This window comes from Rhodococcus cerastii (assembly GCF_033042195.1).
Lineage (GTDB): Bacteria > Actinomycetota > Actinomycetes > Mycobacteriales > Mycobacteriaceae > Rhodococcoides.
Genome location: NZ_JAWLKF010000005.1, coordinates 97,152 through 119,897, shown reverse-complemented (window position 1 = coordinate 119,897; position 22,746 = coordinate 97,152). Strand labels below are relative to the sequence as shown.

Annotated in this window: 19 protein-coding genes; 10 read left to right on the top strand and 9 right to left on the bottom strand. The window is 65.4% G+C overall.

Annotation, left to right across the window (positions count from 1 at the left end; genetic code table 11):
* Genes sufC through R3P93_RS12320 form a run of 4 tightly spaced genes read right to left on the bottom strand, consistent with a single transcriptional unit; the run spans window position 1 to window position 4,221 of the window.
* Window positions 1-777: a Fe-S cluster assembly ATPase SufC gene (gene sufC / locus R3P93_RS12335; RefSeq protein ID WP_094641863.1), complete on the bottom strand. Its 777-nt coding sequence runs from the start codon at window positions 775-777 to the stop codon at window positions 1-3.
* A gap of 40 nt (window positions 778-817) precedes the next feature.
* The gene (sufD, locus tag R3P93_RS12330; protein WP_094642369.1) at window positions 818-2,008 is read right to left on the bottom strand and encodes a Fe-S cluster assembly protein SufD; all 1,191 of its coding nucleotides are present in this window, start codon (window positions 2,006-2,008) and stop codon (window positions 818-820) included.
* 24 nt (window positions 2,009-2,032) lie between these two features.
* A complete protein-coding gene (sufB, locus tag R3P93_RS12325; RefSeq protein ID WP_032377835.1) occupies window positions 2,033-3,478 on the bottom strand; it encodes a Fe-S cluster assembly protein SufB in 1,446 nt (481 codons plus the stop codon).
* On the bottom strand, window positions 3,475-4,221 hold the full coding sequence (locus tag R3P93_RS12320; protein WP_317810418.1) for a helix-turn-helix transcriptional regulator: 747 nt from the start codon (window positions 4,219-4,221) through the stop codon (window positions 3,475-3,477). The genes sufB and R3P93_RS12320 overlap by 4 nt, the downstream gene beginning before the upstream one ends.
* 217 nt (window positions 4,222-4,438) lie before the next feature.
* Between R3P93_RS12320 and mptB the strand changes: the two genes are divergently transcribed.
* The 4 genes from mptB to R3P93_RS12300 are packed head-to-tail and all read left to right on the top strand — an operon-like array spanning window position 4,439 to window position 9,009.
* On the top strand, window positions 4,439-6,211 hold the full coding sequence (gene mptB / locus R3P93_RS12315; protein ID WP_149405822.1) for a polyprenol phosphomannose-dependent alpha 1,6 mannosyltransferase MptB: 1,773 nt from the start codon (window positions 4,439-4,441) through the stop codon (window positions 6,209-6,211).
* Window positions 6,208-7,152: an ABC transporter ATP-binding protein gene (locus tag R3P93_RS12310; protein WP_176460513.1), complete on the top strand. Its 945-nt coding sequence runs from the start codon at window positions 6,208-6,210 to the stop codon at window positions 7,150-7,152. Before mptB ends, R3P93_RS12310 begins: the two co-directional genes overlap by 4 nt.
* Window positions 7,153-7,154: 2 nt before the next feature.
* The gene (locus tag R3P93_RS12305) at window positions 7,155-7,949 is read left to right on the top strand and encodes an ABC transporter permease (RefSeq protein ID WP_394855295.1); all 795 of its coding nucleotides are present in this window, start codon (window positions 7,155-7,157) and stop codon (window positions 7,947-7,949) included.
* A gap of 55 nt (window positions 7,950-8,004) precedes the next feature.
* Complete coding sequence (locus R3P93_RS12300) at window positions 8,005-9,009, top strand: COX15/CtaA family protein (protein WP_094670228.1); 1,005 nt, start codon at window positions 8,005-8,007, stop codon at window positions 9,007-9,009.
* Between the two features lie 139 nt (window positions 9,010-9,148).
* On the opposite strand, the gene R3P93_RS12295 is transcribed toward R3P93_RS12300, so the two are convergent.
* On the bottom strand, window positions 9,149-9,520 hold the full coding sequence (locus tag R3P93_RS12295; RefSeq protein WP_068050522.1) for a hypothetical protein: 372 nt from the start codon (window positions 9,518-9,520) through the stop codon (window positions 9,149-9,151).
* Window positions 9,521-9,656: 136 nt separating this feature from the next.
* Here R3P93_RS12295 and R3P93_RS12290 point away from each other — a divergent pair, with 136 nt between their 5' ends.
* Window positions 9,657-10,622: a quinone oxidoreductase family protein gene (locus R3P93_RS12290; protein ID WP_317533116.1), complete on the top strand. Its 966-nt coding sequence runs from the start codon at window positions 9,657-9,659 to the stop codon at window positions 10,620-10,622.
* A 24-nt stretch (window positions 10,623-10,646) separates the two neighbouring features.
* On the opposite strand, the gene R3P93_RS12285 is transcribed toward R3P93_RS12290, so the two are convergent.
* Window positions 10,647-11,654 carry a heme o synthase gene (locus tag R3P93_RS12285; protein ID WP_068050518.1) on the bottom strand — a complete coding sequence of 336 codons (1,008 nt, stop codon included), beginning with the start codon at window positions 11,652-11,654 and terminating at the stop codon, window positions 10,647-10,649.
* 410 nt (window positions 11,655-12,064) lie between these two features.
* On the opposite strand from R3P93_RS12285, the gene tkt reads away from it, so the two are divergent.
* Genes tkt through pgl form a run of 5 tightly spaced genes read left to right on the top strand, consistent with a single transcriptional unit; the run spans window position 12,065 to window position 18,499 of the window.
* Window positions 12,065-14,164, top strand: coding sequence for a transketolase (tkt, locus tag R3P93_RS12280; RefSeq protein ID WP_068050519.1), 2,100 nt, complete (start codon window positions 12,065-12,067; stop codon window positions 14,162-14,164).
* A gap of 3 nt (window positions 14,165-14,167) precedes the next feature.
* Entirely contained in the window at window positions 14,168-15,292 is a 1,125-nt protein-coding gene (gene tal / locus R3P93_RS12275; RefSeq protein WP_094641871.1) for a transaldolase, read from the top strand.
* 6 nt (window positions 15,293-15,298) lie between these two features.
* Complete coding sequence (zwf, locus tag R3P93_RS12270; RefSeq protein ID WP_094641873.1) at window positions 15,299-16,855, top strand: glucose-6-phosphate dehydrogenase; 1,557 nt, start codon at window positions 15,299-15,301, stop codon at window positions 16,853-16,855.
* A complete protein-coding gene (opcA, locus tag R3P93_RS12265; RefSeq protein WP_170946023.1) occupies window positions 16,852-17,760 on the top strand; it encodes a glucose-6-phosphate dehydrogenase assembly protein OpcA in 909 nt (302 codons plus the stop codon). The genes zwf and opcA overlap by 4 nt, the downstream gene beginning before the upstream one ends.
* The gene (pgl, locus tag R3P93_RS12260) at window positions 17,753-18,499 is read left to right on the top strand and encodes a 6-phosphogluconolactonase (protein WP_068050524.1); all 747 of its coding nucleotides are present in this window, start codon (window positions 17,753-17,755) and stop codon (window positions 18,497-18,499) included. Before opcA ends, pgl begins: the two co-directional genes overlap by 8 nt.
* 224 nt (window positions 18,500-18,723) lie before the next feature.
* Here pgl and ppc read toward each other — a convergent pair whose 3' ends face one another.
* From ppc to tpiA, 3 genes are all read right to left on the bottom strand, one after another.
* Window positions 18,724-21,555: a phosphoenolpyruvate carboxylase gene (ppc, locus tag R3P93_RS12255; protein WP_317533115.1), complete on the bottom strand. Its 2,832-nt coding sequence runs from the start codon at window positions 21,553-21,555 to the stop codon at window positions 18,724-18,726.
* A 51-nt stretch (window positions 21,556-21,606) separates the two neighbouring features.
* Entirely contained in the window at window positions 21,607-21,840 is a 234-nt protein-coding gene (gene secG, locus R3P93_RS12250; RefSeq protein ID WP_068050526.1) for a preprotein translocase subunit SecG, read from the bottom strand.
* Between the two features lie 119 nt (window positions 21,841-21,959).
* Entirely contained in the window at window positions 21,960-22,745 is a 786-nt protein-coding gene (tpiA, locus tag R3P93_RS12245; protein ID WP_068050527.1) for a triose-phosphate isomerase, read from the bottom strand.
* Window position 22,746: the final 1 nt, after the last annotated feature.

Genomic DNA, 22,746 nt, shown 5'->3' with positions numbered 1-22,746 from the left:
TCATGCTCCGGTGGTCGCGGCCTGCGCGTAACCGGCGTATCCGTTGGCTTCGAGCTCGTCGGCCAGCTCTGCACCGCCGGACTTCACGATTTCGCCGTTGACGAAGACGTGGACGAAGTCGGGCTTGATGTAGCGCAGGATGCGGGTGTAGTGCGTGATCAGCAGCACTCCGCCGTCTTCACGCTCCTTGTACTTGTTGACGCCCTCGGACACCACGCGCAGAGCATCGACGTCGAGGCCGGAGTCGGTCTCGTCGAGGATGGCGATCTTCGGCTTGAGCAGTCCCAGCTGAAGAATCTCGTGGCGCTTCTTCTCGCCGCCGGAGAAGCCTTCGTTGACGTTGCGCTCGAGGAAGTTGGCCTCGATCTCCAACTCGCTCATGGCGGTCTTGGCTTCCTTGACCCAGTGCCGAAGCTTGGGGGCCTCACCGCGCACGGCGGTGGCGGCGGTACGCAGGAAGTTCGACATCGAGACGCCGGGCACCTCCACCGGGTACTGCATCGCCAGGAACAGGCCGGCACGGGCGCGCTCGTCGACACTCATCTCGAGCACGTCTTCACCGTCGAGGGTGATGGTGCCGGAGGTCACCGTGTACTTGGGGTGGCCTGCGATGGCGTAGGACAGCGTGGACTTACCGGAACCGTTGGGCCCCATGATCGCGTGCGTCTCACCGGACTTCACGGTGAGGTCGACACCCTTGAGGATGTTGATGGGCTCCGCGGTCGAGTCGGAGTTGGCGACGCTGACGTGCAGATCGCGGATTTCGAGTGTGGACATCACAGTTCCTTTGTGCAGTCGAGAAAGGTTCGGGTGAGACCTACGCGCCGGCGACGGCGAGTTCGGTCTCGATGGCGGCGTCGAGACGCTCGCGTACGGCGGGGACCGGAATCTTGTCGATGATCTCGTGGAAGAAGCCCCGGACGACGAGTCGGCGAGCAACCTCCTCCGAGATGCCACGAGCGCGCAGGTAGAACAGCTGCTCGTCGTCGAACCGGCCGGTGGCGCTGGCGTGGCCTGCTCCGACGATCTCCCCGGTCTCGATCTCGAGGTTCGGCACCGAGTCGGCGCGAGCGCCATCGGTCAGGACCAGGTTCCGGTTGAGCTCGTAGGTCTCGGTGCCCTCGGCCTCGGCTCGGATCAGAACATCTCCGATCCACACGGTGTGCGCGTCGACGGTTCCGGGTCCGGTTTCGCCCTGCAGCGCGCCCTTGTACATCACGTTGGACTTGCAATGCGGTGCCGAGTGGTCGACGAGCAGTCGCTGCTCGAGGTGCTGGCCTGCGTCGGCGAAATACACACCGAGCATGTTCGCGTCGCCGCCGGGTGCGCTGTAGCGCACGGTCGGGCTGATGCGCACCAGATCGCCGCCGAGACTGACGTTGTAGTGCCGCAGCACGGCGTCGCGTCCGAGCATCGCGTGGTGTGCTGCGACGTGCACGGCGTCGGACTGCCAGTCCTGGATGAGTACGACGTGCAACTGCGAGCTGTCTCCGAGAACGAACTCGACGTTCTCGGCGTACGTTCCGCTACCCCGCTGGTCGATCACGACGGTGGCGCGAGCGAACGTGCCGAGTCTGATCTGCACGTGGCCGTAGGCGACGTGGTCGACACCGGGACCGTCGACGGTGATCTCGATCGGATCGGCCACCTCGACCTCGTTCGGCACGGAGACGATCGTGGCCTCGGTGAATGCCGAGAATGCCTGTGCGGCAATACGATCGGCCGGGACACCGGCCTTGCCCAGTCGCTCGTCGTCGCGGCCGACGGTCTCCACGACCACCGACTCCGGGGCACCGACGGTGACCCGAGCGGCCCCGTCGGCGACAGCGGAACCGTCGTGCAATCCGCGCAGCCGACGCAGCGGTGTGAAACGCCACAGCTCGTCACGGCCGGACGGGATCTCGAATGCATTCACATCGTAGGACGTGAACTGAGCGCCCTTGTTCTCGACGAGCTTCGACTTGTCTTCCTTGGCCGACTCTGGATTCTCGGATGCCACAGCACCCATGACTCCGGTGAGGGGGTTGTTCACTTATCCGACCGACCCTTCCATCTGCAGCTCGATGAGCCGGTTGAGCTCGAGCGCGTATTCCATCGGCAGTTCGCGAGCGATCGGCTCGACGAAGCCGCGCACGACCATCGCCATGGCCTCGTCCTCGGTCATGCCGCGGCTCATCAGGTAGAACAACTGATCGTCGCTGACCTTCGAGACGGTGGCCTCGTGGCCCATCGACACGTCGTCCTCGCGGATGTCGACGTACGGGTACGTGTCGGAACGACTGATCGTGTCGACGAGCAATGCGTCGCACTTGACCGTCGAGCGCGAACCGTGTGCACCCTTGTTGATCTGGATCAGACCGCGGTACGACGTCCGGCCACCGCCGCGGGCGACGGACTTGCTGACGATGTTCGAGGACGTGTGCGGTGCCAGGTGCAGCATCTTCGAGCCGGTGTCCTGGTGCTGGTCCGGGCCTGCGAACGCGACCGAGAGAACCTCACCCTTGGCGTACTCACCGGTCATCCAGACGGCCGGGTACTTCATGGTGACCTTGGAGCCGATGTTGCCGTCGACCCACTCCATGGTTGCGCCCGCCTCGGCCTTGGCACGCTTGGTGACGAGGTTGTAGACGTTGTTCGACCAGTTCTGGATGGTCGTGTAGCGGCACCGGCCACCCTTCTTGACGATGATCTCGACCACGGCGGAGTGCAGCGAATCCGACTTGTAGATCGGTGCGGTGCAGCCCTCGACGTAGTGCACGTAGGCACCCTCGTCGACGATGATCAGCGTGCGCTCGAACTGACCCATGTTCTCGGTGTTGATCCGGAAGTAGGCCTGCAGCGGGATGTCCACGTGGACGCCCGGCGGGATGTAGATGAAGGATCCGCCGGACCACACCGCGGTGTTCAGCGCCGAGAACTTGTTGTCGCCTGCGGGGATGACGGTGCCGAAGTACTCCCGGAACAGCTCCGGCTGCTCCTTCAGGGCGGTGTCGGTGTCGAGGAACAACACTCCCTGGGCCTCGAGATCCTCACGGATCGAGTGGTAGACCACCTCGGACTCGTACTGAGCAGCGACGCCGGAGACGAGGCGCTGCTTCTCCGCCTCGGGGATGCCGAGCTTGTCGTACGTGTTCTTGATGTCTTCCGGCAGGTCTTCCCACGTGGCAGCCTGCTTCTCGCTGGAGCGCACGAAGTACTTGATGTTGTCGAAATCGATGCCGTCGAGGTTGGAACCCCAGTTCGGCATCGGCTTGCGCTCGAACGTCTTGAGCGCCTTCAGGCGCGCCTCGAGCATCCACTCGGGCTCGCTCTTCTTCTGCGAGATGTCCCGAACGACGGCCTCGGAAAGACCGCGCTTGGCACTTTCACCGGCTACGTCCGAGTCGGCCCAGCCGTATCCGTAGGTGCCGAGCGAGGCGATGGTCTCGTCCTGGGTCAGCGGCGCGGTGGGTGTCACCTGGTCTGGTGTGACGGTCATGCGGGCTCCTTCCGGAGGCGTGGGCGTTCTCCGACACGGGGCTGCGCGTCGGGAGTCTTCTTGTCGGAACTATCGGTGTTCGAGTACCGCGTCGGTGACAGCGGTACGTGCGTCGTGCAGGCGCAATTGCCGTTTGCGATGGTCGCCAAACGCTGCACGTGCGTGCCGAGGATCTCGGCGAACGCGGTCTGCTCGGCCTCGCACAGCTCCGGAAACTCGGAGGCGACGTGCGACACCGGGCAGTGGTGCTGGCAGATCTGCACACCGTTGCCCACCTGACGGGTGGTGGCAGAAAAGCCCGCCGCGCTGAACGCGTCGGCGATCCGGTCGGCAGCGTCCTCCACGGCATGCGCATCGGAACCCGTGGCCGGCTCCACGTCGGCCACGATGGTGTTGACGCGTTGCCGCGCGAATGTCTCGATGGCCGCGTCCCCGCCGATCTTGCGTAACTGCCGCATGGCGGCACCGGCAAGATCGTCGTAGGTGTGGCCGAGACGGTTACGCCCGGCTGCGGTGAGCTGGAAGTGCTTCGCCGGTCGGCCTCGGCCCCGTTGCCGGGCACCTGCGGGGGTTGTGATGCGGGCCTCGCCCGCGTCGATGAGTGCGTCCAGGTGACGTCGGACACCCGCCGCGCTCAACCCCAGTCGAGTGCCGATGTCGGAGGCGGTGATGGGGCCTTCCTCCAGCAGCAGCGTGACCACAGCGCTCCGCGTCTGCCCCTCGGGCGCCGACGTGGGTCGCACCGACGAAACGCCTGCGCCGGAGGCCGACGACTCGACACTTCCCGGACGCACGAGCGAGCTCTCGGTTGTTTTCACAACACCAGTGTGACGGAATTGCTGTACTCGGTCCAGCAAGGGTGCCCTATGCGGGCTACTCACCCAGCGCGGTGGCCGATGCGCATGTCGTCGGGTGGAGCACCGTGCAGGTGGTGACCGAGTGCCCCGCTACGCTCCCACTGTGCCATCGACCGACAGTGAGCCCAGTTTCGAGAGCTCACCTTCCGCGGGCGGTCCCGGTTCTCCCCCGGAGTCCGGCACATCGAAGTCCGCGCCGGCCGCATTCGTCCACAGGTTCGTCGTGGCCCCGGCACGTCGAGTCATCGGCCTCGAGCCCACGCCTCCGGGCGGGGTGGTGGCCACCCTGCACGGAGACGAGCAGGAGGCACCGGGACTGAATCCGGCGGAGACGAACCAGCTCAGGAACATCCGCCGTTTCGGTGCCGCGGGCGCACTGCTGATGGCGATCGGAGCACTCGGCGCGGGCGCGCAGCCGGTGCTGCAGAACCCGATCGCAGGCGTCCGACTCCTGAGCCTGCCGTCCCGGATGGCGACCACCGCACTGACCGTCACGATGACCGGAACCGTCATCGTGGTGCTCGCGTGGTTGCTGCTGGGAAGATTCGCGTTGGGACGCTTGCGATCGGGAGCGACCCCGCGGCGACTCACCCGCTCCCAGATGGACCGCACGTTGCTGCTGTGGATCCTGCCGTTGTGCGTGGCACCGCCGATGTTCTCGCGCGACGTCTACTCGTACCTGGCTCAGAGCGAGATCACCGCACGCGGACTCGACCCGTACGAGGTCGGTCCGGTCGATGCACTCGGGGCCGACAACGTACTGACCCGAACGGTTCCCAACATCTGGCGGGAGACCCCGGCACCCTACGGCCCGCTGTTCCTGTGGATGGGGCGTGGCATCACGTACCTGACCGGCGAGAACATCGTCGCCGGCATCTTTCTGCATCGCCTGCTCGCATTGGCGGGCGTGGCGTTGATCGTCTGGTCGCTGCCCCGCCTCGCCCGACGCTGCGGGGTTGCGTCGGTGACGGCACTGTGGCTCGGTGCCGCGAATCCGTTGCTGCTCTTCCATCTGGTGGCCGGTATCCACAACGAGGCCCTGATGATCGGGCTGATGCTGGCCGGTACCGAACTGGCGCTTCGCGCGATCGAGCGCTCGGGTCCCCTCCGCAACAGCGATATCGCGTTCCTCGTCGGCGGTGCAGGCTTGATCGCACTGTCGTCTTCGATCAAGATCCCCTCGCTCATCGCGCTCGGCTTCGTGGGAATGGCCCTGTCGAGGAGGTGGGGCGGGACCCTCAGATCCGTGGTGTACGCGGCAATCCTGCTCGGCTCCATAGCCGTCGCGGTCCAAGTCGCGGTGAGCCTGGGCAGTGGGCTCGGCTTCGGCTGGATCAACACTCTGGGGACCGCCGGCGTGGTGCGCAGCTGGATGTCGATTCCCACGATTCTCGGGCTGGGCACCGGATTCGTCGGCGTACTCCTCGGCCTCGGCGACCACACCACCGCTGTGTTGGGCCTCACTCGCCCGATCGCTGCCGTCGTCGCGGGAATCATCGTCGTCCGCATGCTCATCGCCGTTCTGCGCGGCCGTCTGCATCCGGTCGGCGCACTCGGCGTCGCGCTCGGTGCCGTCGTCCTGTTGTTCCCCGTGGTCCAACCCTGGTACCTGCTGTGGGCGGTGATTCCGCTGGCCGCCTGGGCCACCACTTCCTCGTTCCGGCGTCCGGCCATCGCCTTCTCGTCGTTGGTGAGTGTGATCCTGATGCCGAACGGCAGTGAGTACCAGCCGTTCCAGATCGTGCAGGCCGCAGTCATGACCATCCTGACGATCGCAGTGCTCTACCTGTTCACCCGAAACCGGATGCCGTGGCCCACCCGCACCGGACCACCGGCACGCGACCGCAGCGCAGACGAATACGCTGAGTCCTCGTGATCTCCGGGACGTCCGACGCGACGCAACCTGTCGTACAGCTGACCGACGTACGCAAGTCGTACGACGGTGTCAGTGCCGTCGACGGACTCAGCCTGAACATCGGCCCCGGCGAGGTTCTCGCACTGCTGGGCCCCAACGGTGCCGGAAAAACCACCACCGTCGAGATGTGCGAAGGATTCGTCGTACCCGACGGCGGCTCGGTCCGAGTCCTCGGACTCGACCCCGTCGCGCAGTCGGCGCAGCTGCGGCCACGCATCGGCGTCATGCTGCAGGGCGGAGGCGCGTACCCCGGTTCCAAAGCCGGCGAGATGCTCCAACTCGTCGCCTCGTACTCGGCCGACCCCCTCGATCCGGCATGGCTGCTCGACTGCCTCGGCCTGACCTCGGCCGTCCGCACCCCGTACCGGCGGCTCTCCGGTGGGCAGCAGCAGCGGCTCGCCCTGGCGTGCGCCATCGTCGGACGGCCCGAACTGGTGTTCCTGGACGAACCGACCGCCGGGCTCGACGCCCAGGCCCGGCTGCTCGTGTGGGAGCTGATCGACGCCCTGCGCCGTGACGGAGTCGGCGTTCTGCTCACGACGCATCTGATGGACGAGGCCGAGCAGCTCGCAGACCGGCTGACGATCATCGACAACGGTCGCGTCGTCGCCTCGGGCACTCCCTCGGAGCTGACCAAGCAGGGTGCCGAGGGCCAACTGCGCTTCACCGCACCCCCTGGACTCGAACTCTCCATGCTCGACGCGGCTCTTCCCCCGGGGTACGTACCGTCGGAACCGACGCCCGGTTCCTATGTGGTCGCCGGTGTGATCGAGCCGCAGATCCTGGTGATCGTCACGTCCTGGTGTGCACAGCAGGACGTGTTGGCGACCGAACTGCAGGTCGACCAGCGCCGCCTCGAGGACGTGTTCCTCGAACTGACCGGCAGAGAATTGAGGAAGTGACCGTGCGCAGAGAAGCCCGGCTCGCCGACAACCGATTCGAGACAGGTCTGTTCGCGCCTCGCCCGCAGCCCGCGTCGGCTGCACGTATGTTGCTCGCGCAGACCCGCCTCGAGCTGAAGTTGTTGCTGCGCAACGGTGAACAGTTGCTGCTGACGATGTTCATCCCGATCACGTTGCTGATCGGATTGACCCTGCTGCCCTTCGGCGAGCTCGGCGTCGACCGAGTTGCCCGAGTGGTCCCGGCCGTGATGATGGTTGCCATCATGTCGACGGCGTTCACCGGTCAGGCGATCGCCGTCGGCTTCGATCGCCGCTACGGCGCTCTCAAGCGGCTCGGGGCGACACCACTTCCGCGGTGGGGCATCATCGGCGGCAAATCCGCCGCCGTGGTGATCGTGGTGATCCTGCAGTCGATTCTGCTCGGCTCGATCGGAATCGCTCTCGGATGGCGCCCGAGCGCGACGGGGCTGTTGCTCGGTGCCGTCATCATCGCTCTGGGAACCGTCACCTTCGCGTCCATGGGGTTGCTGCTGGGCGGCACCCTGCGCGCCGAGATCGTGCTGGCGCTGGCGAACGTCGCCTGGTTCGTGATGCTGGGCGTCGGAAGCGCTGTGTTCGTCGACGACCAGATCCCCCAGGGAATGCAGAACGTGGCACGCATCGTTCCGTCCGGCGCACTGGGCGAGGCACTGAGCAGGGGTGTGGCGTCGTCGTTCGACGTGTTCGGTGTGGTCGTACTGCTGGTGTGGGCTGCGGTGTGCAGCACGCTCGCCGTCCGCACGTTCAAGTTCACCTGAGTCACGCTCGCTACCCAACGACGCTGTGTAGTTGATCGGCGTTTACCATCGTGGAGTGCCTTACCTCCCACGGAAGCTCTATGGCGTATTCCTGCGCGTCGTCGATCTCCTGCCACTGCCGTCGCTTCGCGTACAGCGAATTCTGGCTTTCATCGCGATCCTGACGCAGGGCGGCATCGCCGTCACCGGTGCAGTCGTTCGCGTCACCGGATCCGGTCTCGGTTGCCCCACCTGGCCGCAGTGCTTCCCCGGGAGTTTCACCCCCGTCGGAGTGTCCGAGGTGCCGATTCTGCATCAGGCCGTGGAGTTCGGTAACCGCCTGCTCACGTTCGTGGTCGTGCTCGCTGCTGCCGCTGTCGTCATCGCCGTCACCAGGGCGCGGCGTCGTCGCGGAGTGCTGTTCTTCGCGTGGCTGATGCCGCTCGGTACCGTCGTGCAGGCCGTGATCGGTGGATTCACCGTGCTGACCGGACTGCTGTGGTGGACCGTCGCCGTTCACCTCGTCGTCTCGATGGCGATGGTCTGGCTGGCCACGCTGCTGTACGCCAAGGTGGGCGAGAGCGATGCGGCATCGGAGTCGACGCCGACGGTGCCCGGTGCTCTGCGAGCGCTGACGGGACTGTCCGGGATCGCTCTGGCGGGTGTGCTGATCGCGGGCACCATGGTGACCGGAGCTGGTCCGCACGCAGGCGACAAGAGCATCGAGGAACCGGTACCGCGCCTCGGTATCGAGATCGTGACGCTGGTGCACGCGCACTCGCAGTTCCTGGTCGGCTACCTGGGGCTGCTCGTCGGACTGGCCTTCGCCCTGTATGCCGTTCGTGCGCCCAAGACGGTCACGTTTCGACTCAATGTCCTGATCGTTCTGGTGTTGGCACAGTCTCTGATCGGATTGGTCCAGTACTTCACCGGGGTTCCAGCCGTACTCGTCGCCTTCCATGTGGCCGGTGCGGGCGCGTGTACCGCCGCCACCGCTGCCGTCTGGGCGGCCTGCCGAACTCGCGGCCCGGCCGCGACCGACAAGATCGAGACCGCCGAGGACGTCGCAGTTCACTCGTGACGATCGATCGATCTTCGAACAGGGTGGAGGGGCAGCCGACCTCCCCCTCAGATGGCCGACTGCCCCTCCACTGACTTCGACGCACCGGGTGCCCAGATGGTTCCCGCCGAATCGAACAAGTTTTGCGACTTTTCTCCGCTCAGACGATCGCCTGGTTGCGCGCCTTCGGGAACTTCTTCTGATGGGCTACCCACCCGGCCATCTTCTCGTGGTGTCCGGGTGCCGGATTGACCGAACTGGTCAACTCGCGGTCCCATTCGGCCTCGGTCAACTGGTCGAGACCGTCGACGATCGCGCGGGCGATGGCGGTCGTCGCCACCACCTGGTCCCCCAGAACTCCGTCGGCACCGACCATGGTGAGCCGAGTCCCGGCGCGACCGACCGGCTGAATCACCACGTTGGCAGAGTTGCCGTGGTCGGCGAGGAAGCTCTTCACCGCCGCGAGCGTTCCCTTGGGAACGTCGTTCGACTCGTTCTTCTCGATGCCCGCACTGTCGATTTCGGTAGCCATGCCGACACGATACCGAGGCCGTTCGCAGTCCCCGCATCGACCCGTCCAGTCGTTACTGATCGGTAACTTCGCCCGCGTGCGTACATCGAGCGGATCGATGCCACCGGGTGCGACGCGCCGGTGTAGAACGGACTTCATGCGTGCCATTCGAATAGACAACACCGGCGGACCCGAGGTCATGAACGTCGTCGATGTTCCGATACCGACGCCAGGACCTACTCAACTCCTGGTCAGGACGGACGCCATCGGCATCAACTACATCGATACGTACTTTCGGCGCGGCCTGTATCCGCGCGCACTCCCCTACGTTCCCGGCGACGAGGGGTCCGGAGTGATCGATCAGGTCGGGGCGGACGTCACGGACTTTGCTCCGGGAGCTCGCGTCGCCTGGGCCGCAGCACCCGGCAGCTACGCCGAATACGTCCTGGTGGACGCTTCCTCGGCCATCGCGGTTCCCGACGGTGTTCCTGCCGATCAGGCCGCCTCGGCGCTGCTCCAGGGCATGACTGCGCATTACCTGATCGAGTCCACCTATCCCGCCCAGCGGGGCGACACAGTGCTGGTACATGCAGGCGCAGGTGGCGTCGGACTGTTGTTGACGCAGATGGCGGTGGCGAAGGGCGTGAACGTGATCACCACGGTCTCCACGGATGCCAAGGCCGAGCGGTCGACGCAGGCCGGTGCCGCCCACGTGTTGCGCTACGAGGACGACATCGCCGCCCGCGTGCGTGAGATCACCGACGGTGAGGGTGTCCATGCGGTGTACGACGGCGTGGGTGCCGACACGTTCGAGGCAAGTCTTGCGTCGCTTCGGATCAGAGGGACTCTGGCTCTGTTCGGTGCCGCGAGCGGTCCCGTCCCGCCCATGGATCCGCAGCGCCTGAACGGCGCGGGCTCCCTGTTCCTGACCCGGCCCACGCTCGCACATCACATCCGAAACCGGGCCGAACTGGAGTGGCGCGCCGGAGATGTGTTCGCAGCGATGGCCAGCGGCGCTCTGACGGTCGAGATCGGTGCGCAGTACGCGCTGGAGGATGCGGCTCGGGCCCACATCGATTTGGAGTCACGCAAGACGATGGGGTCCATCGTGCTGGTTCCCTGACGCCGACTGTGCCGGACGGCTCGCTCAGGAAAGGATCTGAGCGAGCGTCTGCCAGCCGAGAACGGAGTCGACGGCCAAGCCGCAGAACACCAGTGCCAGGTATTCGTTCGAGAGAATGAACAGCTTGAGCGGCTTGACCGGTGTTCCCGCACGCACGCCTGCGTAGAGACGGTGGGCCACGACGAGGAACCACACTCCCGACGCCACAGCGACGGCTGCGTAGACGATGCCCGAGCCCGGGGCCAACGCGAGCGTTGCGGCAACGGTGGCCCACGCGTAGAGCACGATGTGCTTGGTGACCTTCGTTTCCGAGGCGACAGCAGGCAGCATCGGCACGTTGGCGGCCTGGTAGTCCTCCTTGTAGCGGAGCATGAGTGCCCAGGTGTGCGGCGGCGTCCACAGGAAGATCACCAGGAACATCACCAGCGCCTGCCACCCGATCGTGCCGGTCACGGCGGACCAACCGATCATCACCGGCATACATCCGGCCGCGCCGCCCCACACCACGTTCTGCGAGGTGCGCCGTTTGAGCACGAGCGTGTAGACGAAAATGTAGAAGCAGATCGTCACGACGGCGAGCACACCGCTGAGCAGATTCGTGGTGGCCCACAGCCAGAAGAACGAGAACACACCCAGGACGAGCCCGAAGATCAGGGCGTGCGAGACGGGCATGGCACCGCGCGCGAGTGGGCGCTTCTCGGTGCGCTTCATCACCTTGTCGATGTCTGCGTCGACGACCATGTTCAGAGTGTTGGCGCTGGCTGCGGCCAGCATTCCGCCGAAGAGTGTGGTGAGGATCAGCCAGGGATCGACGTTTCCTCGGTCGGCCAGCAGCATCGCCGGAATGGTCGTGACGAGGAGGAGTTCGATGACCCGGGGCTTCGTGAGCGCGACATACGCAAGAAAGAGTGCGAGTGCTCTGCGCGGGGCGGACGTCGCCGGCGCGGCCTGCGTGGGCTCACCCTCGTCGTCTGCTCCGAATCCGGGGCCGCCGGCGAAACCGTGTCCGCCCGGCTGCTGCCCAATTCGCACTGCGTCTCCTCGCACGACTGTCGTTCTCTGGCACTCGGCCACTTGCTCGCATGCCACCGGCACGCGGGTTGACTCTTCATGGCGACACTTCGGCGCCTTCGCGCACGCGCCGACCCCCGCGTTCACTACCGCGGCAGCCGACGAACGTTCGCCTACTACGACCGATGGTAGACGGCTGGGTTTGCACCTCCAATTCGCAGGGCACCCAAAGTGAGGAATACGTCGCCTACGAGTAACCCGCGCGCAATCGCCCGGGGGAAGGCACGACAGTAGGGTCGGACGGAACTAGGCTGGTGGGGGACGTCCTTCGGCACCGACTGCGCGCGCGCTCCACCCAGGCGCATTGCAGCGGAGGCGAGCGACGATTCCTCGGAGCCACAACTCGAACGAATGTCAGGAGATTTCTGCTCGTGTCGATCACAGACGATATTGACGTCCTCACCACGGCGCACCACCCGAGCGACTGGACGGACCTGGACACCCGAGCGGTCGACACCGTTCGTGTTCTGGCAGCGGACGCAGTGCAGAAGGTCGGCAACGGCCACCCCGGAACCGCGATGAGCCTGGCCCCTCTCGCCTACACCCTCTTTCAGCGCACCATGCGCCACGATCCCACCGACACGCACTGGATCGGCCGCGACCGATTCGTCCTCTCGTGCGGTCACTCGAGCCTGACGCTCTACCTGCAGCTCTACTTGGGCGGCTTCGGACTCGAGCTCGCCGACATCGAGGCGCTGCGCACCTACAAGTCCAAGACTCCCGGGCACCCCGAGTTCCGCCACACCGACGGCGTCGAGATCACCACCGGCCCGCTCGGTCAGGGACTCGCCTCCGCCGTGGGTATGGCCATGGCGGCGCGCCGCGAGCGTGGCCTGTTCGATCCCGAGCCCGCACTCGGCGAGAGTCCGTTCGACCACTTCATCTACGTGATCGCCTCCGACGGCGACATCGAAGAAGGCGTCACGTCCGAGGCGTCGTCGCTGGCCGGTACGCAGCAGCTCGGCAACCTGATCCTGTTCTACGACGACAACAAGATCTCGATCGAGCACTCCACCGACATCGCCCTGTCCGAGAACACGGCCGCGCGCTACGAGGCCTACGGCTGGCACGTGCAGGTGGTCGAGGGCGGTGAGAACGTGACTGCCATCGAAGAGGCCGTCGAGGCTGCCAAGGCTGTCACCGACAAGCCGTCGATCATCGTCCTGCGCACCATCATCGGTTTCCCGGCCCCCACCATGATGAACACCGGTGCTGTTCACGGTGCCGCACTGGGCGACGAGGAGATCGCAAAGGTCAAGCAGGCACTCGATTTCGACCCCGCCAAGACGTTCGAGGTCACCGACGAGGTCATCGGCCACACCCGCAAGCTGCAGGAACGCGGCCGTAAGGCTCACGCCGAGTGGACCGTCGAATTCGACGCCTGGGCCGCGCGCGAGCCCGAGCGCAAGAAGCTACTGGATCGCCTGACCCAGGGCACGTTGCCCGAGAACTGGACCGACGTTCTGCCCACCTGGGAGCCCGGCAGCAAAGCCGTCGCGACACGTGCGGCGTCGGGCGAGGTCCTCAACGCCGTCGGACCTGTCCTCCCGGAGCTGTGGGGCGGCTCCGCCGACCTGGCCGGCAGCAACAACACCACGATGAAGGGTGCGAAGTCCTTCGGCCCCACGTCGATCTCCACCGACGACTGGGACGCCGAGCCGTACGGCCGCACGCTGCACTTCGGCATCCGTGAGCACGCGATGGGTGCCATCCTGTCCGGCATCGTCATGCACGGCCCGACCCGCGCATACGGCGGAACGTTCATGCAGTTCAGCGACTACATGCGGCCGGCAGTTCGACTCGCGTCGTTGATGGACATCGACCCCATCTACGTGTGGACGCACGACTCCATCGGCCTCGGCGAGGACGGACCGACGCACCAGCCGGTCGAGCATCTCGCGGCGCTGCGGGCGATTCCGAACCTGTCGGTGGTTCGCCCCGGTGACGCCAACGAAACCGCATTCGCATGGCAGGCAGTGCTGGCCAAGTCCAGCAGCAGCGGACCCGTCGGTCTCGCGCTGACGCGTCAGGGCATCCCGATTCTCGAGGGCACCAGCTACGAGGGCGTCTCGAAGGGTGGATACATTCTCGTCGAGTCGTCCAAGGCGACCCCGGACGTCGTCCTGATCGGCACCGGCTCCGAGCTGCAGTACGCCGTGGAGGCGCAGAAGCAGCTCGAGGCGCAGGGCATCGCCGCCCGCGTCGTCTCGATGCCGTGCGTCGAGTGGTTCGAGAGCCAGGATCAGAACTACCGCGATCAGGTGATCCCGCCCACCGTCAAGGCCCGGGTGTCGATCGAGGCCGGCATCGCGATGCCGTGGTGGAAGATCGTCGGTGGCTTCGGCGAGATCATCTCGCTCGAGCACTACGGCGAATCTGCCGACGCTGCAACACTTTTCCGCGAGTTCGGCTTCACGGCCGAGGCCGTCACCGCAGCCGCACAGCGCTCCATCACCAATGTGAAGGGATAATTCATGACCCAGAACAAGAATCTTGCAGAGCTCTCCGCCGCCGGCATCTCGGTATGGCTGGACGACCTGTCCCGCGACCGCATCCGCTCGGGCAACCTCCAGGACCTGATCGACACCAAGAGCGTCGTCGGAGTGACCACCAACCCGTCGATCTTCCAGGCAGCCCTGAGCACGGGCGAGGCCTACGACGAGCAGGTGACCAAGCTCGCCGGTGAAGGTGCCGACGTCGAGACCACGATCCGCACGGTCACCACGGACGACGTCCGGGAAGCATGCGACATCCTGATGCCTCAGTACGAGGCGAGTGCAGGCGTCGACGGCCGGGTGTCGATCGAGGTCGATCCCCGCATGGCCCACGACGCCGACAAGACGTACGAGCAGGCCGTCGAGCTGTGGAAGATCGTCGACCGCCCGAACCTGCTCATCAAGATTCCGGCCACCGAGGCCGGAATTCCCGCAATCGCCAAGGTGATCGGCGAGGGCATCAGCGTCAACGTCACGCTGATCTTCTCCGTCGAGCGCTACGAGCTGGTGATGAACGCGTACCTCGAGGGTCTCGAGAAGGCCCGTGCGGCCGGTCACGACCTCGACAAGATCCACTCGGTCGCGTCGTTCTTCGTCTCCCGCGTGGACAGCGAGATCGATTCCCGACTCGATGCGATCGGCACTCCCGATGCCGAGGCGCTCAAGGGCAAGGCCGCGCTGGCCAATGCTCGTCTCGCATACGTGGCGTACCAGCAGATCTTCGAGGTCGCTCCTCGGTTCCGCGAGCTCGTCGGCAGTGGCGCACGTCCGCAGCGTCCGCTGTGGGCCTCGACCGGCGTCAAGTCCGACGCCTACCCCGACACCATGTACGTCACCGAGCTCGTCTCGCCGAACACGGTGAACACGATGCCGGAGAAGACCATGGACGCGGTTGCCGATCACGGCGAGATCGTCGGCGACACGGTCTCGGGCAAGGGACCGGAATCCCAGGAGATCTTCGACCGCATCTCGGCACTCGGTATCGACATCTCCGATGTCTTCCTGACGTTGGAGAACGAAGGCGTCCAGAAGTTCGAGGCTGCCTGGAACGAGTTGCTCGAGGCCACCGGCGAACAGCTTCGCCAAGCAGGTCAGAAGAGCTGACCGACTGTGCCCACCGCAGAAACCGAACCTCTCCACTCCGCGGACTGGCGCAACCCTCTCCGCGACGCCCGAGACAAGCGGCTCCCCCGTATCGCGGGCCCGTGCAGCATGGTCATCTTCGGGGTGACCGGCGATCTCGCGCGTAAGAAGCTCATGCCTGCGGTGTACGACCTGGCGAACCGGGGGCTGCTACCCCCCGGTTTCGCCCTGGTCGGATTTGCCCGGCGGGAATGGCAGAACCAGGACTTCGCCAAGATCGTGCACGATTCCGTGCGCGATCACGCGCGAACACCGTTCAGCGAGGAGGTGTGGAACACCCTCGCCGAAGGATTCCGGTTCGTCCAAGGCTCCTTCGACGACGACGCCGCGTTCGACGAGCTGTCACGAACGCTGACCGAACTCGACGAGACCCGCGGCACCGGCGGGAATCACGCCTTCTATCTGTCCATTCCGCCGAGCGCGTTCCCGGTCGTCCTCGAGCAGCTGTCGCGCTCGGGCCTGGCGCAGAGCAAGGACGGCAACTGGAGACGCGTCGTCATCGAGAAGCCGTTCGGACACGATCTGCAGAGCGCGAAAGAGCTCAACGCGGTCGTGAACCGAGTGTTCCCCGAGGACACCGTGTTTCGCATCGACCACTATCTCGGCAAGGAGACGGTGCAGAACATCCTGGCACTGCGCTTCGCCAACCAGCTGTTCGATCCGATCTGGAATGCGCATTACGTCGACCACGTCCAGATCACGATGGCCGAGGACATCGGATTGGGCGGTCGCGCAGGGTATTACGACGGAATCGGCGCCGCCCGCGACGTCATCCAGAACCACCTTCTGCAGCTTCTCGCCATCACAGCGATGGAGGAGCCGGTGAGCTTCAACCCCAAGGAGCTGCAATCGGAGAAGATCAAGGTGCTCTCGGCCACCAAACTCGCCGAGCCACTCGATCGAACCTCGGCGCGCGGTCAGTATTCCGCGGGGTGGCAGGGCAGCCAGAAAGTGAAGGGCCTCAAGGAGGAAGAGGGCTTCGACTCCGAGTCGAACACCGAAACCTACGCCGCCATCACCCTGGAGGTGGATACGCGACGCTGGGGTGGGGTGCCGTTCTACCTTCGTACCGGCAAGGCACTCGGGCGTCGAGTCACCGAGATCGCGATGGTCTTCAAGCGCGCTCCACACCTGCCGTTCGACGCCACGATGACCGAGGAACTCGGTCAGAACGCGTTGGTGATCCGAGTCCAACCCGACGAGGGCGTGACGATGCGGTTCGGCTCCAAGGTGCCGGGATCGAGCATGCAGGTGCGCGACGTCAGCATGGACTTCAGCTACGGCCAGGCGTTCACCGAATCCTCGCCCGAGGCGTACGAACGCCTCATCCTCGACGTGCTGCTCGGTGAGCCGTCGCTGTTCCCGGTCAATGCCGAAGTGGAACTGTCGTGGAAGATCCTCGATCCCATTCTGGAATTCTGGGCTTCCGGCGGCACCGCGGAACCGTACGAAGCCGGTACCTGGGGGCCTTCCTCGGGTGACGAGATGATGCACCGCACCGGACGCGAATGGAGAAGACCGTGATTGTCGACATCCCCGCCACGACGACGGCCGAGGTCGGCAAGAAGTTGGTGGAGGTGCGCGAAGCAGGCGGTGCGGTGACCATCGGCCGGGTGCTGACACTGATCGTCGCCAGCCGTGATCCGGCCAAGGCCGAACGGGCGATCGACGCAGCGAACGAGGCCAGCCGCGAGCACCCGTGCCGCGTCATCGTGCTCATCCACGGAGACCGATCCGCCGAATCGAGCCTCGACGCACAGATCCGGGTGGGCGGAGACGCCGGTGCATCGGAGGTCGTCGTGTTGCGCCTGAACGGCGAACTCGCCGATCACGAACACAGTGTGGTGATCCCGTTCCTGCTGCCCGATACTCCGATCGTGGCGTGGTGGCCGGACGAGGCACCGACCGTTCCGGCGAAAGATCCGCTGGGGCGCTTGGCAATTCGGCGGATCACCGATGCCACGAACTCGCCCGACACCACGGCGACGATCAAGGGTCGGCTCAGCAGCTACACCGAGGGCGACACCGATCTCTCCTGGAGTCGCATCACGTACTGGCGCGGCCTGTTGGCCACCGCGCTCGACCAGGCTCCGTTCGAGGCGGTCGTCTCGGCCACGGTGTCCGGACTGGCCGAAGAACCCGCACTCGACATCCTGGCAGGTTGGCTGGCCGCCAAACTCGACGTGCCGGTCCACCGCCGTGCGGGTGAGCTGAAGGTGGAGCTGATCAGAGAGAACAGCAGCATCTCGCTGACGCGTCCGCAGACCGGCAAGACCGCAACCCTGCGACGCACCGGTCAGCCCGACGCGGAGGTCGCACTGGCGCGTCGCAACACGCGCGAGTGCCTCGCCGAGGAACTGCGCAGACTCGACACGGACGAGATCTACGAACTCGCCCTGCACGGACTGTCGAAAGTGAGCTATGAGTAAGACATCGGTACTCCAGTACTTGGACGCGCAGGCCCTGGTCGACGCTGCACGATCTCGCTTCGTCGACGTGGTCACGGCCGCGCAGGCCGAGCGCGGCTTCGCATCGGTGGTGCTCACCGGCGGCGGCACCGGAATCGCGCTGCTGCAAGCGCTACGTGAGGACTCCGGATCGATCGACTGGGGCAAAGTCGACATCTACTTCGGCGACGAACGCTTCCTACCCTCGGGTGATCCCGAACGCAACGAGGTCCAGGCCTCGGAGGCGCTGCTCGATCACGTCGATGTCCACCCGGATCGGGTGTTCCGGATGGCCGCATCGGACGGACCGCACGGAAGCGACCCCGAGGTGGCCGCGGCAACGTACGCACAGATCCTGCATTCCGGATCGGAGGGTGAGCCGACGCCCCGGTTCGACGTCCATCTCCTCGGTATGGGCGGCGAAGGCCATATCAATTCACTCTTCCCCCACACCGATGCAGTGCGTGAACAGCACCGCTTCGTCGTGGCGGTCGAGGACTCCCCCAAGCCCCCGCCGGTGCGCATCACACTGACACTGCCTGCGGTTCGCCGCGCACAGCACGTGTGGTTGCTCGTCTCGGGAGCGAACAAGGCCGACGCCGTCGCCGCTGCGGTGGGCGGAGCCGATTCCGACGACGTCCCGTCGGCAGGCGCGCTGGGCACCGAATCGACGGTCTGGTTCCTCGATGCCGGCGCAGCGTCCAAGCTGGACACCGTCTGATCCCACCCGACTAATCGGGGTCGGCAGCGTCGGGGTCACATCCCGGCCGCTCGCAGTCGTAGTCGCCGACGCCCCGGGCATATCCTGATATCGAACGACCGATCCGCCTACTGCTCCCGCGGTAGGCGGATCCGTCTCTCCAGGTATCGATCGAACTACTGCACTGCGTCATACCTCGTTGGACGCGATCGACCGACGACCGGTTCCTCGCCCCTCGTGCGTGGCTAACCGCTGTTGCGCAGCGCCGTCGCGAGACCGTTCATCGTCAGCAGAATTCCTCGCTTGACCCGTTCGTCGTCGTCACCGTTGCGGTATCGACGCAGCATCTCGACCTGCATCTGATTGAGCGGCTCCAGGTACGGGAAGCGATTGTGCACCGAGCGCTCCAGCGACGGGTTGTCTTCGAGCAGGCGACTGTGACCGGTGATCTTCAGGTACATCCGCACCGTCGTGGCATGTTCGGCTTCGATCATCCCGAAGATCCGCGCGCGCAGGTCTGCGTCGGGAACCAACTCCGCGTACCGAGCCGCGATGCCCAGATCCGATTTGGCCATGACCTGCGCGAGGTTGGACAGAACGGTCTGGAAGAACGGCCACTTTCGGTACAGCTCGGTCAGCACCTCGAGCTTGGAATCGTCGTCGCCGACCCACTCCTCGAATGCCGAACCGGTGCCGTACCAGCCGGGCAGCATCACCCGGCACTGACTCCACGACATCACCCAAGGAATGGCACGCAGGTCGTACACCGAGTTCGTCGGCTTTCTCGATGCCGGACGGGAGCCGATGTTCAGCTCACCGACCTCGGCGACCGGTGTGGACGTTCGGAAGTACTCGACGAAACCGGGCTCCTCGTGCACCAGCCGGCCGTAGGCCGCACGCGCCTTCGCGGCGAGGTCGTCCAGGATGTCGTATGCGGCTTCTGCGCCGTCTCCGAGACCCTCCACATCCAGCAGAGTCGATTCGAGAGTTCCCGCGACCAGAGACTCGAGATTTCGGCGCGCCATGGACGGCTCGGCGTATTTAGCCGCGATGATCTCGCCCTGCTCGGTGAGCCGCAACGAACCCTGTACCACTCCGGGCGGCTGCGCCAGGATCGCGTCGTAGCTGGGACCGCCGCCGCGGCCGACCGTACCGCCGCGACCGTGGAAGAGCCGCAAGCGAATACCCGTCTTGCGTGAGGCCTCGAGTAGATCCAACTCGGCGCGGTACAGCGCCCAGTTCGCCGCGAGGTATCCACCGTCCTTGTTCGAGTCCGAATACCCCAGCATGACTTCCTGGTTCATGCCGCGCCCGGCTACCAGCGCGCGGTAGATCGGAACGTCGAGCGTGGCGAGCAGGGTCGCGGCGCCCTGCTGCAGATCCTCGATGGTCTCGAACAGTGGCACGACACCCACTGTCGACGTCGGTGCCGAGCCGTCGGTGCCGGGGTCGAAGATTCCTGCTTCCTTGAGCAGCAACGCCGCTTCGAGCATGTCACTGACCGACTGACACATGCTGATGATGTAGTTCTGGATGGTGTCGGGGCCGAGGTGATCGATGGCCTCTTTGGCGGCCCTGACGATGCCCAGTTCCTTGGTGGCGAGTTCACTGAGCTGCGCGTTGGGGCCGACGAGCGGCCGCCTGGTCGCAAGTTCCTGCGACAGAACCGAGACCCGCTCGTCCTCCCCGAGGGACATGTAATCGGAGTGGACACCGGCCCAGGCCAACAGCTCGGCGACCACCTCTTCGTGGGTCTCGGAGTTCTGCCTCATGTCCAACGCCTGCAGATGGAATCCGAACGTCTCGACCGACTGCCGAAGCCGCAGCAGACGATCGTCGGCGATCAATGCATCCCCGTCGGCGCGTAGAGCCCGATCGATCACGTCGAGGTCGTCGAGAACGTCTTGCGGACCGGCGTACTTCTCCGCACCTAGGTCGATCCCGGAGACCGGCACCGCGTCGAGCACAGCCCGGGCGGTGGCCGTGAGCCGCGCCCGGATACCGGCGACGGCGACGCGATACGGCTCGTCCGATCGACGGTCGTCCGGCTCGGTCGATGCGCCGGCCAGAGCCTCGAGATCCTCGGTGACATCCACCAGACGCGCGGACATCGACAATTCCTTCTCCAGCGCGACCAATTCGTCGAGGTAATGCTCGAACGCCACGTATCCCGCTTGATGGGTCGCGGTGTGGACCACCTCTGCGGTCACGTTCGGATTGCCGTCGCGGTCGCCGCCGATCCAGGAACCGGGCCGGAGAATGGGGCGCGGCAGTAGATCCTCCTCGGGCCACCGTGCCCGCAGCGCTGCCCGCACGTCGGCGTTCAACGCCGGCATGACATCGAACAGGGAGGACTCGAAATACCGGAGGCCGACCTCGATCTCGTCCTGAATCCTCAACCGTGACAACCGAATCAGAGCCGTCTCCCACAGGGTCAGTACCTGCCTGCGGATCTGTACGTCGATGGCGGCCAGTTCCTTCGCCGCAGTGGCGGCCTTGCCCTCACGTGCCGCAGCGGCGACATCGCGGCGCCGCATCAGCTCGGTGATTTTCGACTGCACATCGAACACGGTGCGTCGACGTGTTTCGGTGGGGTGCGCGGTGATCACCGGCGCGACCAACGCATCCGTCAGGGCCGCGGCCACCTGCTCGCGCGACGGTGCTGCGGCATCGATCTTGAGCCAGGTGGCGTCGAGACTGCTGTCCTGTGGCGGGTCCTCGCGGTCGAGGTGAATCGCTCGACGACGTTCGCGGTGTAGATCCTCGGCAAGATTGGCCAGCAGCGAGAAGTGACTGAACGCGCGAATCAGTGGAACTGCCTGTGCCACTTCGACGTCGGTGTAACGTCCGACGGAATCGTCGCGTTCTATCTCCGACCTGCGTACCGCGAAGGATTCGACGCGAGCCGACTCGATCAGCTCGAAGACGTCGTCGCCCTCGTGCTCGCGAATGATCTCACCCAGGATGCCGCCGAGATAGCGGATGTCCTCACGGAGAGGCTCTGTCAACTCCCGACCCTGAGCTGTCGGTGGGACGAAGGCTGGGGAACCGACTGACTCGTAGGAGGATTCGCTCATCCACCCAGTATCGTCGCTCCGTCACCAACTCGCACTCGGAGCCGAATCCGATCAGGTGTACTTGATCTCCAGGCCGATACCGAGGATGGCGATGAGCCAGATGATGCCGGTGAAGACCGTGAGGCGATCGAGGTTCTTCTCGACGACGGTGGAACCGGAGAGGCTGGACTGCACTCCGCCACCGAACAGGCTGGACAATCCGCCGCCCTTGCCGCGATGCAGCAGGATCAGCAAGATCAGTGCCAGGCTGGTGACGACCAGCAGAATATCCAGAAACAGATCCATGTCCACCTCAAACTCGATTCGATGCCTTCAGCAGCCTACCTGGCCCCGCGAACGGCTTCGGACACCCCGCCGAAGCGAGGTGTCCGAAAACCGTCCGATACAGCGTTGCCGATGGCCGATCAGGGCAGGGGTCCACCTGCGGCGATGGCCGACAACGTGGCGAACTCGTCCGCCTTGAGCGAAGCGCCACCGACGAGGGCACCGTCGACGTCGGGCTGTCCGACGATCTCACCGACGTTCTTCGCGTTGACCGAGCCGCCGTACAGCACGCGCACGCCCGCGGCGACCTCGTCCGAGGACAGCGCCTTCAATTCCTCACGAATGGCACCGCACACTTCCTGAGCGTCCGACGCCGACGCGACCCGGCCGGTACCGATGGCCCATACCGGCTCGTAGGCGATGACGACCTTGGAGATGTCGTCGGCCGACAGTCCTTCGAGTGACCCTCGCAGCTGTGCCACGTTGTAGGCCACGTGCTCGCCGGCCTCACGGATGTTCAGACCCTCGCCGATGCACACGATCGGAGTGAGGCCGTTCTTCAGGGCCGCCTTCGTCTTGGCGAGCACGACGGCGTCGTCCTCGCTGTGCAGCGTGCGTCGCTCGGAGTGACCGACGACGACGAAGGTGCACCCCAGCTTGGCCAGCATCGATCCGCTGATCTCGCCGGTGAAGGCACCCTTGTCCTCGGACGAGACGTCCTGCGCACCGTAGGTGAGCAGCAGTTTGTCGCCCTCGACCAGGGTCTGCACGCTGCGGATGTCGGTGAACGGCGGGATCACCGTCACGTCGACCTTGTCGAAGTACTTCTCGGGCAACGAGAATGCGATCTTCTGCACCAGCGAGATGGCCTCGAGGTGGTTGAGGTTCATCTTCCAGTTGCCCGCGATGAGCGGCTTACGTGCCATG